Source organism: Desulfosarcina ovata subsp. ovata (genome assembly GCF_009689005.1).
GTDB classification, from domain to species: Bacteria; Desulfobacterota; Desulfobacteria; order Desulfobacterales; family Desulfosarcinaceae; genus Desulfosarcina; species Desulfosarcina ovata.
In genome coordinates, this window is record NZ_AP021879.1 from 981,633 (window position 1) to 994,192 (window position 12,560).

The following is a 12,560-nucleotide window of genomic DNA, read 5'->3' on the forward strand; positions in this document are numbered from 1 at the left end:
CGTTCAGCTATTGAACATAAAACGACCTGAAGGTCAAGCCTTAAATTGGAAGGGGTTACGGTGCCGTGGAGGCATTGATGTGGCTGAATCGATTGGTATTTTGTAGGCTGCCCCGGTTCTGTTACAATATTTCAGACACCGGGGCAGTCTGGCATCAATCAGACGGTAATACGATCTTTGTTGGCTTCCCAAGTTTTCATGCCGATCCCCTTGACATTCATGATATCTTCGGGTTTCTCAAAAGGACCGTTTTTGTCGCGATATTCAACAATCCGCTGAGCATATTTGGCGCCCACGCGATCCAGCTGAATCAATTGTTCCGTCGTGGCGGTATTGATGTTGATACGTTCCATCGCCACCGCACAATATGCGCCGGTGAAAACGATCAGCAGAGCAATACACACCGCTTGAAAAAGTTTTTTCTGGGTCGGGTTCTTTTTCATAAGACCTCCATGGATTTGGGTTGAACAAATTTGCCATGCCTCTCATGGCAAATCATTTGTGGTGACAATTGTTGGATCAGGAGGTCTGTTCAGATCGATAACAAGGTGTTGCCGGAGATGAATATCAATGCAGTCTGATTCCGCTGAAATTTTGGAAAGTGCATAAAGCAGGTTTGATGCCAAACCATTAACAAAAAATATTCAGCCCCAACCGAGCTCTTGCTTGACTTTTTTTTGAAGTTTATGACATATATAAAAGTGCGAATTTTAATATAATTACCTGCTTTTTCCATCATTTGAATGACCCGTTTTTTTTCGAAACGCCCCGTTTTGCGTTTAGTGGCCGTATACAATCGTGAGCGATTCATCAAACAACCGTATGAAAAATTACAAAGTCCTTTTTGTCGATGATGATGAGCAAATTCTCTCCATCGTCCAACAGTTTTTGAGTCGCAGTGGTTTCGATGTAACAACGGAATCAAACGGACTCAAGGCGATTGAAATGGTTCGTGAGCATCATTTCAGTGTCGTTTTTACCGATTTGATCATGCCCGAGATCAGCGGCATGGACCTCCTCAAACGGATCAAAGCCATCTCTCCAGATACGGAAGTGATTGTGGTTTCCGGCTATGGCACCATCGAATCTGCCATTGAAGCCATGAAACTCGGAAGTTACGACTTTCTTCAAAAACCGATTAATTTTGACCGGTTTCGGATTCTCATCGAAAGGATCATCGAGAAACAGGATCTGAAAGAAGAGAACCAACGAATTCGCAATCACCTCAAAGAACGATACAAATATGACGAACTGGTGGGCATGTCACCAAAGATGCAGGATATATATGAAATCATAGATAAAATCAGTACCGGCAGTCCAACTGTGCTGATCGAGGGAGAAAGTGGTACCGGCAAAGGACTGACCGCCAACATTATTCACAACAACAGCGATCGACATCAAGGCCCATTTATTCCCGTCAACTGTGGCGCCATTGCCGAAAGTCTGCTGGAAAGAGAGCTTTTCGGCCATGTCAAAGGTGCGTTTACCGGCGCATTAAAAGATACCGTCGGTCTCTTTCAGGCCGCTGACGGGGGAACCATTTTTTTGGACGAAATAGCAGAAGTGTCACAGGCGGTTCAAGTCACCCTGCTGCGGGTGCTGCAGGAAAAAAAGGTAAGGCGCCTTGGTGATACCCGGGAAACGGACATCGATGTCCGCGTCATTGCTGCGACAAATAAAAAACTTGACGAAGCGTTAAAGAAACAAACATTCAGAGAAGACCTATATTACCGGCTGAATGTAATATCCATCACCATGCCGCCCTTAAGGGACATCCGCGAGGACATACCGCTTCTGGTCAACCATTTCATTGCCAAATACAGTACCTCTCAGGCCTCAGGACCAAAAGTCAGCCCGGCAGCGATGGGCAAACTCATGGGATACCACTGGCCCGGAAATGTGCGCCAACTTGAAAATGTCATCCAAAGAGCTTTTGCCCTGGGCGTCAGGGAAACGCTCAATGTCGAGGACCTACCCAACGAGATTGTCAATCAGGCTCCAGGTAACCTTTCAACCGATAAAAATTTCAATTTGAGAGAAATCGAGAAAAAAGTGATTTTGCAGGCACTGGGAAAGGTTGGCGGTAACAAGGTCGAAGCGGCAAAGCTATTGGGCATCAACGCGACGACCGTTTATCGTAAAATGGCCAAGTACAACATTGCCGACGTTCAGAATTGATGAGTCTTTAACTGTTCATAAATTATTTTAATGGAAGAGGCATAAAAATGAATGATGGTTTAGACGTCATCGTTGTTGATGACGATCCGGATGTATGTGATCTGATTTCGGCTACAATTGAGCGCTTCTATACATGGGGACGGGTTATTTCGTTTACCGACTCCGAGAAAGCAATCTCCTATTGTTTGGATAGAGATATCGGTGTAGCCATTTTTGTCGTCGATGTTTTCCTGAGGGGAGCCAGCGGGTTCTATTTTCTCGACACCATCGAGGAAAAATTCCCCACAGCTCACTCCGACGCCATCATCGTCACCGGAAATGCCAGTGACGACATCGTAAATATGTGTGTGGCTTCGGATGTCAATCATCTTCTGGAAAAACCGGTGAAACCCTATGCGCTGCAACTGGCCGTTCGTGCCATTGCCGAAAAATATTTAAAATTCGCCAAAAGGCTGTTTAACGATCCGGACTTTGCAAAAAATATCGCCAATTTCTGACCGGGATTTATCCTATTCGTCATTATATTGGCCACTTCTGTATCTGGCGATCTCAATCGATGAAAGGGTCAGGGACTGATTGATGATTGTTTTCAAATCATCGTCAACGCCAGTCGCATCAGCCATTTCAGCAAGGGACTCATTTTGAGAGTCCATCTTTTCCAATACCGGTTCAATTTCTTTTAGTGAGGTTGATCGTGAACCCAATTGTTGCTGATAAATTTCCATAGTATCGAGCAATTGCTGAACATGGTCAACGATTCCTGTTTCAGCTGCTTCGGTTTGAACGTTGAACTGGGCTGGACGAATCTCGGAAAGGGATGAAACCGATTCCGAAACAAGCGGTTGGGCATCACTGGTCGTGATCACATCCTGAAAAACCGAACCAAACTCTTTTTCCCCGTGTACCGTCTGATTTTCCCGTTTTTTTAAATCCGCGATGTTCATAACGGTCTTGTCGGGATCAATGGTTACCATAACAAACTCCTGTTCGTTGTTGCTCAAAGGACTTCCGGCAAAAAGCGATACGCCTGATGAAAAGCACTTAAGCAAACATCATGCTAACTCATGCAATTTGTTTAACCGAATCGTTACATTCTTTACGGAAACATTCAACGATAAAGCCGCACACCTTACCGATGTTTCGCCATAAAAATCTACAACTACTTATATTCTATACATATTTTAATTCATCTGGTTCATTTGCAGATACAATTTACACCAACAAAAAAATACACATCCCATGCCCTGCAAAATGTTTTTGTTGCCGCTACCCGATCCAGCCGGTCCCATATACACTTCAGGCGAGGAAAATTTTGCCCTATCATCAGGTCAATTTTACCGTCTAAAAACGTCCGGTCCCATAGAATCCCAAGCGATTGATGATCGACAACCACATTGATTTTTTAGCCGATATCCATCATAAAGAGACCGTGTAAAAATCGGACCCTGTCAACATGGCAATCGCGGGCATGGTCGGCTTTTACATATGGACCAACGCGTTAGGGCTTCGCAAGCGCGGCCATACCCCGACGAATGATGGATCCGTCAAAACAATAATGCCATCTTGATTTATCCGGAGGCAGTCCCATTAAACCCGATCAGCTTTTCAATAACGATTTGTCCAAACATGATTACAATGCCGCCTCGCTGGAGGTGCTCAAGGGCCTGGACCCGGTCAGGCGCCGGCCAGGTATGTATACCGACACCCAACGGCCCAACCATCTGGCTCAGGAGGTGATCGACAATAGCGTGGACGAGGCCATCGCCGGCTTTGCCAAACGCATCGACGTTACTCTGCACGCCGATGGTTCGCTCAGCGTGACCGATGACGGTCGCGGCATGCCCACGGACATCCACCCGGAGGAGGGCATCTCCGGTGTGGAGGTGATCCTTCTGAAACTTCATGCCGGAGCCAAATTCTCCGATAAAGACTACCAGTTTTCCGGTGGCCTGCACGGTGTCGGGGTATCGGTGGTCAATGCCCTGTCAACGCGACTGGAAGTGGAGATCAAGCGCGACGGGAAAAAAAACTTCATCTGGTTTGCCGACGGGCACAAACAGCAGGATCTGGCCGTCATCGGTACGGTGGGGCAGCGTAACACCGGCACGTTTATCCGCTTCTGGCCGGATGCCAAATATTTCGACTCGGTGCGTTTTTCCGCCCGCCGCCTGCGCCACACCCTGCGGGCCAAAGCGGTGCTCTGTCCGGGCCTGACGGTCACTTTCCTTGATGAAAACAGTGGTGAAAAGGAATCCTGGTACTATGAGGACGGCCTCAAGGAATACCTGGCCGGCAGTCTGGCCGGAAGTGAGCTGATCCCGGAGGAACCCTTTGTCGGCCGGCTGGACGGTGAAGGCGAGGCCGTTGCCTGGGCCGTGGTGTGGCAGCCCGAAGGCGGCGAGTCGGTCACCGAAAGCTACGTCAACCTGATTCCCACCGCCCAGGGCGGCACCCATGTCAATGGTTTCCGTTCCGGTCTGCTGGCCGCTATCCGCGAATTCTGCGAGTTCCACAAGCTGATTCCCCGGGGCATCAAGCTGGCCCCGGACGACATCTGGGAACGATGTTCTTACGTGCTGTCGGCCAAGATGACTGAGCCCCAGTTTTCCGGTCAGACCAAGGAGCGTCTCTCCTCGCGGCAGTGCGCCGCCTTTGTCAACGGCGTTGTCAAAGACGCCTTTGCCCTCTGGCTCAACCACCACACCGAGGCCGGCGAACGGCTGGCCGAGATGGCCGTGGAGAGTGCCCGTAACCGCCTGAGGGCCGGGAAAAAAATTGAACGCAAGAAAGTCACCGCCGGCCCCGCACTGCCCGGAAAACTGGCCGATTGCGTCAGCCAGGACCCCGACCAGACCGAACTGTTTCTGGTGGAAGGCGATTCCGCCGGCGGGTCGGCCAAACAGGCCCGCGATCGCCAGACCCAGGCGATCATGCCCCTGCGCGGCAAGATCCTCAACACCTGGGAAGTGGATTCGACCCAGATTCTAGGATCCAAGGAGGTCCACGACATTGCCGTGGCCATCGGTGTGGACCCCGGTGCACAGCAGCTTAGCGGCCTGCGCTACGGGAAAATCTGCATCCTCGCCGATGCCGATTCCGACGGTTTGCACATTGCCACCCTGCTCTGTGCCCTCTTTTTGCAGCACTTCCCCCCACTGGTGAAAGCCGGCCATGTTTTCGTGGCCATGCCCCCGCTCTATCGTATCGACATGGCCAGGGAGGTTCACTATGCCCTGGACGAAGCGGAAAAAACAGCTATTGTGCGGCGTATGCAAAAAAAGAAACCCAACACCAAAATCAATGTCCAGCGCTTCAAGGGACTGGGGGAGATGAACCCGGCGCAGCTGCGCGAAACCACCATGGCTCCGGATACCCGCCGGCTGGTGCGACTGACCATGGAGGAGGACGAAGCGACTTACGCCACCATGGACATGCTGCTGGGTAAAAAGCGTGCCGCCGACCGCCGCCAGTGGATCGAGGAGAGCGGCGATCTGGCGGAAATTGAATAGAATATGATGATCGCATGTAAATAACTTTGGTGATCGGCTTTCGCGGGCATGGCCCGCTTCTACCCCCGTTGGTGTTCCGTAGCGGGCCATGCCCGCGAACCATCCGCATTCAACACTAAGGATCGGGAATTTTATTAGAAGTCGAAAGTAGATAAAAATATGAGCACCAATGCACCCGTCCGCATTGAGGGCAGCGAACGCATGCCCCTGCAGCAGTTTACCCGGCAGGCCTACCTCGACTACGCCATGTACGTGATCATGGACCGCGCCTTGCCCCACGTGGGGGATGGCCTCAAGCCGGTTCAGCGGCGCATCGTTTACGCCATGAGTGAACTGGGCCTCAAAGCCGCCGCGAAATACAAAAAATCCGCCCGCACCGTGGGTGACGTGCTGGGTAAATTCCATCCCCATGGGGATTCGGCCTGTTACGAAGCCATGGTGCTCATGGCCCAGCCGTTTTCCTACCGCTACCCTCTGGTCGACGGCCAGGGCAACTGGGGCGCCCCGGACGACCCCAAATCCTTTGCCGCCATGCGCTACACCGAGGCGCGCCTGTCGGCCTATGCCGACGTCCTTTTAAGCGAGGTGGCCATGGGCACGGTCCAGTGGGTGCCCAATTTCGACGGAACCCTCAAGGAGCCACGGGTGCTGCCGGCACGGCTGCCCAACATCCTGCTCAACGGCACCACCGGCATCGCCGTGGGCATGGCCACGGACATTCCGCCCCATAACCTGCGTGAAGTGGTCGCTGCCTGCATCCATCTGATCGACTCCCCCAAGGCCACCGTCGACGACCTTTGCGAGCATATCCAGGGGCCGGACTTTCCCTGCGGCGCGGAGATCATCACTCCGAAATCGGAAATCGCCAATATTTACCGGACCGGCAAGGGGGTGATCCGCATGCGCGCCACCTTCGAGCAGGAAAACGGCGATATCGTCATCACCGCCCTGCCCCACCAAGTCTCGCCAGCCAAGGTGCTGGAGCAGATCGCCGGCCAGATGAACAAAAAGAAGCTGCCCATGGTGGCCGACCTGCGGGATGAATCCGACCAGGACGACCCCATTCGCCTCGTCATCGTGCCCCGCTCCAACCGGGTGGACAAAGACGCCCTCATGGCCCACCTGTTCGCCACCACCGAGTTGGAAAAAACTTTCCGGATCAACCTGAACGTGATCGGCCTGGACCGCAAACCCGGGGTCAAAGATCTTGCCGAGATGCTCACCGAATGGATCACGTTTCGAACCGAAACCGTACGGAATCGTTTGCAATACCGTCTTGACAAGGTCAAAGACCGGCTGCACATCCTGGATGGGTTGCTGATCGCCTACCTGAATATTGACGAAGTGATCCGCATTATCCGTACCGAAGACGTCCCCAAACCGGTATTGATGGAACGCTTCAGCCTCTCGGATGCCCAGGCCGAGGCGATCTTGCAGCTCAGGCTGCGCCACCTGGCCCGCCTGGAGGAGATGAAAATCCGCGGTGAGCAAGAGGATCTGAACAAGGAGCGGCAATTTCTGGAGACCACCCTGGGATCGCCGGCCCGCATGAAAACCCTGATAAAAAAAGAGCTGCGCGCCGATGCCAAGGCCCACGGGGATGAGCGGCGCACGGCCATTGTGGAACGGGAGGAGGCCCAGGCGATCACCGAAGAGCAGCTGGCGCCGGTGGAACCGGTGACGGTGATCCTGTCAACCAACGGATGGGTTCGTGCGGCCAAGGGCCACGACATCGATCCCGGCGAAGCCACCTACCGACCGGGCGACCGCTACCTGGATGCCGCCCGCGGCCGGAGCAACCAGCCGGTGGTCTTTCTCGACACCACCGGTCGCTCCTTCAGCCTCTCCGCCCACACCCTGCCTTCGGCCAGGGGATACGGGGAACCCCTCACCGGCCGTTTCGTGCTGCCCAGCGGGGCGACCTTCACCAGCGTGATCATGGCTCCGCCCGACCAGCAATTGCTCATGGCCAGCGACGCCGGATACGGGTTCATCACCAGTTTCGAAGATCTGGTAACCCGCAACACCAAGGGCAAGGCCGTACTGACCCTGCCCAGGGGGGCCCTCCCCCTGCCACCGCTGCTGCTGGATGACATCAAAGGCCACCTGCTGGCCGCGGTCACCAGCGAGGGTCGCATGCTGGTCTTTCCCCTGGACAAGCTGCCCGCCATCGCCAAAGGAAAAGGCAACAAAATCATCCAGATTCCGGCCAAACGTGCCCGGGACCGCGAAGAACTGCTGGTTCATCTGCATCTCGTGCCACCCGAGGGCACGCTGACGATTCATGCCGGTAAGCGGTTTTTCAAGCTGACCCATGGCAATCTTTCCCAGTACCTGGGTGAGCGGGGACGTAGGGGAAAGAAACTACCCCGCGGTTTCCAGAATGTGGACCGGCTGGAGAGCGAGGCCCCGATCCAGGCGCCACTGCCGGCAACACCCCCAGTAGACGGCCAATCCGACTGATATGGTTTTCTCAAGCCTTTTTTTCCTGTTTGCATTTCTGCCGGCCGTAATTCTTGCCTACTATGGCAGGGCCCTGTTGTTGCAGAAGCAGCTGCGCAATCTCACGCTGCTGATTTTTTCTTACCTTTTTTACCTTTTCGGTGCTCCGGATTTCATCTTGTTTCTGGCCGGCTCCACCCTTTTCGACTATGCCATGGGCCGGCTCATGGCACGTTTCACAGGCCACAAACGGTTGTGGCTGACATTGTCCCTCGGGATCAACCTGGGGCTGCTGGCCTGGTTCAAGTACGCCAATTTCATGGTGGCGCAGACCGCCGCCACCATGACCCGTCTGGGACTGGACCTGTCCGGCTGGGAGGCCGTGGTTCTGCCGGTGGGCATCTCTTTTTTTACGTTTCAGAAACTGAGCTACACCATCGATGTCTATCGCGGACGCTGCCGCCCGATTGCCAATGTCATCGATTTCGCCATGTACGTGGCCCTTTTCCCGCAGCTGGTGGCCGGCCCCATCGTGCGCTTCCGCGACATTCACGACCAGATCCGAAACCGCGTTGAGTCGTGGGACAAGTGCCATGCCGGAACCATGCGCTTTGCCTGGGGGTTGTGCAAAAAAGTGATCCTCGCCGACACCTGCGGACGGTTCGCCGATTTGATTTTCAGCTTACCGGCAGCGGATCTGGACACCATGGTGGCTTGGCTCGGTGCCCTGGCCTACACCCTGCAGATCTATCTGGATTTTTCCGCCTATTCGGACATGGCCATCGGTCTCGGACTGCTTTTCGGGTTCCGCTTTCTGGAAAATTTCAACCGGCCTTACAGTGCGGTGAGCCTGACCGATTTCTGGCGTCGCTGGCACATCTCACTGAGCCGCTGGTTCCGGGATTACCTTTACATCCCGCTGGGCGGCAACCGAAAAGGCCACTTCAGGACCGCCTTCAACCTGACGCTGGTCTTCCTGCTCTGCGGGTTCTGGCACGGTGCCAACTGGACGTTTGTGGTCTGGGGGGCCTACCACGGATTTTTCCTGGTTGCCGAACGCATCACCGGCCTGCGTCGGATCCCCGATGAGCGGCTGCGGGCGTTGCGCCGCGTGTTCACCCTGACCGTGGTGATCTGCGGCTGGGTAATTTTTCGTTGTGATACCCTCTCCCAGAGCGGACATTTTTTCACGGCCATGTTCACATTCAGCGCCAACCCACTGCCGCCTGCATTGCTGGACATCCTGACCCTTGAAAACACGCTTTGCCTGATCCTGTCGGCAACAGCCCTGATCCTGCCCGCCGGCAGCATGGATACCGAAAATCAGATGGAAAAACGGCATGTTCTGGCTGGTGCGGCGGCAGTTGTCCTGTTCATGATCATTTTGCCCTGGTGCATCACCGTCATGGCCGCCGGCAGCCAGAACCCGTTTATCTATTACCGATTTTAAATGGCATCCGTGAAAAAATTTTTCGTCATCATTTTCGTTGCCATGCTGAGCCTGCCGGCCACAGGGTGGATTACAGGTACCCTGCAGAGCAATTCAGACAATACCGTGAATCCGGGATTTCCACGCCCTGAACCCGGCCTGTGGTTCGATCGGGACTACTACCGCGCCATCGAGGGATGGTTTCGGGAGACCCTTCCCATGGCCGAAACGCTGAAGGTGGCAAATCATTGGCTGGATTATCACATCTTTTCAGCCAGTTCGATCAAGGCCGTCCATGTGGGACGTCGCGGCTGGCTGTTCTGGGAAACCAAGCAGGCGGAACCGGAAAATACGGAGGCCGTCAGGCAGGCCGGTCATCGCTTGTGCCTGGCGCTCCATGCGACAGAATCCATCGTCAATGCCACCGAAAGCCGCTTTCTCGTGGCCCTGATCCCCGGCAAGGCCGCCATCTATCCGGAATACACCGGGGTTTCCGCCAGGGCCGACCGCACCTCCCTTTACGGCAGCCTTATGGAGGCCAATCGGCGCTTCCCCATAAACGGACTCGTCAAGCTCGAGCCGGTATTGAAAAAAGCCAAACTCAGCGGCCAGGCCGTCTACGGCAAGCGCTCCCGCCTGTGGTGCCGTCCGGCGGCTGCGGCGGCCGCCGGACAGATTCTCACGGCTGCCCGGTTGGCCGGTCATAGATCCAATATAGCGACAAACGATGCCTGCCCGCCCGGTGACGATGATCTCTACCGCCTCCTGCTGGGCAGAAAGAAACATGCAGGCATGGCGCATACCGGTTATCGTGCCGGTCCTTTTGCCGTTGACGGGCCGGTGGCCACCATCTATGGCGACGACTACCTGATCGGACTGCTTCCTTCCCTTACCCGCGCTTTCAGCGCCGCAACCATCATCGATGCCACCCAGGTCTCCACCCTCGGACAGGATCTGTTGGCCCACCAGAGTGAGATGATCCTGCTGGAATGCGGCCAGGAAACGCTGGGACGGTTGCATCTGGAGCTGGAAGCCTTTTATACGGCAGCGCAAGACCGGCTGCAGGGGGTCGTCACCCGCCCCATCGCCCTGCAGGCGGCCGATCCGGTTGGCCTGTGCGCCCTGGATATCACCGATAACGGACTCAAAATCAGGGCATCGGGGGATGCGGCGGCCTTTTCCCTACCAGCGATTACCGGATCGACCTCCCGTATTTTCCGGATGGCCAAGCTGACTTTTGCGGCGGGCCACCATGGACCGGTCAGTGTAAAAACGCTGCCTGACCGTAGCGGCCCCATCCAAAAGCAGTTCGGCCAAGGTACCGGTTTCATGCTGGTACCGCTCCCATTTGACGAAAGCGTTGACCTGATCATCACCCCCAGCCAAAAGCCTGGAGTGTTCACCCTGCAAAAAGCGGAACTGATCAGTTTTTATGGGGATCAGCCAATCCCCTTGCCACCGTTACCCGAACCCGCCAAAACCATCGGAGATATTTACAGCGGGCTGCCCATCGCCGATCTTGAACCCCCGCCGGTGCTGCCGGTCGTCAAACCCGCGCCCGCGCCGCCCGTGGCACATCCCACCCAGACAATGCCGGAACTGGCCCTGACCGACATCGAGGAGGGATGCATCTTTCAGCGCAAGCACAACGCGGCCAGCATTGTGGTCAGCGGCAGTTACACCGGTATCAAAGGCCCGGTGGAGGCCCGGGTGCTCGCTGCAGACGATGAGTCCGTCCGTGTTCCCTGGACAGTGGTGGATGACGCGCCGCAAAATGGTGTTTTTACCGGCATCCTGGCCCATGTTCCCCAGGGGGGATGGTACCGGCTGGAGGTACGCAGTGCCCTGACGCCATGGGTAGTTAAAAAGGGTCGGCACCGCTGGGGGGTGGGCATGCTGGTGGCATGCATCGGCCAGTCCAATATGCACGAGTGGTTTGCCACCGGAACCGATCATCAGCCATCCCCCCGGCTGATGATCCATCGGGACGGCCACTGGCATCGGCCCACGTCAACGGGCAACGGCGCCCTGGCGCTGGGCAACCGCCTGGCCGAGCGCCTGAAAATTCCCATCGGCCTCTTGAATTACTCGGTCAACGGCACCGGGCTGACCGCCAGGGCCGACTGGGGGACCGGGTTCTGGCTGGATACGGCAACGGATGGCATCTACCGACGATTTGTGAATGGCGTCAACCGCGCCGGCGGATCGGTGGAAGCGGTGGTCTGGATGCAGGGCGAGGCCGACGCCGCCCGGGGAACCATCTCCCGCGAAGCATACCGCAAGGCCCTCGAACGATTGGTCGGTGACCATATCCGTATCGACATCCGCAACGGTTCGTCCCGGCCGCAACTGCCCTTTCTGATGATCCCGCTGGTCAGACGGCCGACGGGAAAAGACCGCTCCTGCCAGTGGATTCGCCAGGCTCAGATGGATGCTCTGAGCATAATTGACGAGTGCCATCTGGCTGCCTTGAGCATGGACCTTGAAAACCGCGGCCGCCAGCATCTGCAGCCCGAAGCCTACACCACGCTGGGGCTTCGCACAGCGCAAACGGTTTTATACCTGCTGGGCAAAACCGAGTACCACCGTGGCCCGATCATTACGTCCGTGGCCCAGGTCTCCAATCACGCCATCGACGTCACCATCCGGCACCGCGGCGGCACGGACGTCACCCCTGCGGAAGGGATTACCGGCTTCGAGGTCCTTTCCGGGGAAACGCATCTGCCGATCACCGCAATCACACGACGCGACGCCACAACCATTCGCATCGAAGTGGCATCCGGGCTGCCAGCAGATTTCAGGGTGCGCTATCTTTACGGCGCCCATCCGAACACGACTGGTGCGGTGCGGGACAACACCGCACTGGCACTGCCCCTGGAGCCCTATTCCGACCAATAACCGAGAGAGACAAAACCACTTCTCATAGATGTGATCCCTGTTCACAAAAGAAACTGTTTTTCATCCATGGATCCACGGTGGTCTTTTTTTTAAATTCTGGTATA

8 protein-coding genes are annotated in these 12,560 nt (G+C 55.5%); 6 read left to right on the forward strand and 2 right to left on the reverse strand.

The genetic code is table 11. The features are described 5' to 3' along the window. Positions 1–158 precede the first annotated feature (158 nt). Positions 159–443 (reverse strand): ComEA family DNA-binding protein, encoded by a 285-nt coding sequence (locus GN112_RS04385; protein ID WP_155309112.1) that lies wholly within the window; start codon positions 441–443, stop codon positions 159–161. 379 nt (positions 444–822) lie between these two features. Between GN112_RS04385 and GN112_RS04390 the strand changes: the two genes are divergently transcribed. Further along, the gene (locus GN112_RS04390; RefSeq protein WP_155309113.1) at positions 823–2,178 is read left to right on the forward strand and encodes a sigma-54-dependent transcriptional regulator; all 1,356 of its coding nucleotides are present in this window, start codon (positions 823–825) and stop codon (positions 2,176–2,178) included. A 47-nt stretch (positions 2,179–2,225) separates the two neighbouring features. After that, on the forward strand, positions 2,226–2,675 hold the full coding sequence (locus GN112_RS04395) for a response regulator (protein ID WP_155309114.1): 450 nt from the start codon (positions 2,226–2,228) through the stop codon (positions 2,673–2,675). A gap of 12 nt (positions 2,676–2,687) precedes the next feature. Here the strand turns inward: GN112_RS04395 and GN112_RS04400 are convergent, their stop codons facing one another. After that, positions 2,688–3,152 (reverse strand): hypothetical protein, encoded by a 465-nt coding sequence (locus GN112_RS04400; RefSeq protein WP_155309115.1) that lies wholly within the window; start codon positions 3,150–3,152, stop codon positions 2,688–2,690. Between the two features lie 642 nt (positions 3,153–3,794). Between GN112_RS04400 and parE the strand changes: the two genes are divergently transcribed. From parE to GN112_RS04420, 4 genes are all read left to right on the forward strand, one after another. Further along, positions 3,795–5,687, forward strand: coding sequence for a DNA topoisomerase IV subunit B (gene parE / locus GN112_RS04405; protein WP_155309116.1), 1,893 nt, complete (start codon positions 3,795–3,797; stop codon positions 5,685–5,687). Between the two features lie 159 nt (positions 5,688–5,846). After that, positions 5,847–8,150 (forward strand): DNA topoisomerase IV subunit A, encoded by a 2,304-nt coding sequence (parC, locus tag GN112_RS04410; protein ID WP_155309117.1) that lies wholly within the window; start codon positions 5,847–5,849, stop codon positions 8,148–8,150. Between the two features lies 1 nt (position 8,151). Continuing rightward, a complete protein-coding gene (locus GN112_RS04415; RefSeq protein WP_155309118.1) occupies positions 8,152–9,579 on the forward strand; it encodes an MBOAT family O-acyltransferase in 1,428 nt (475 codons plus the stop codon). Next, a complete protein-coding gene (locus GN112_RS04420; RefSeq protein WP_155309119.1) occupies positions 9,580–12,456 on the forward strand; it encodes a sialate O-acetylesterase in 2,877 nt (958 codons plus the stop codon). Positions 12,457–12,560 lie beyond the last annotated feature (104 nt).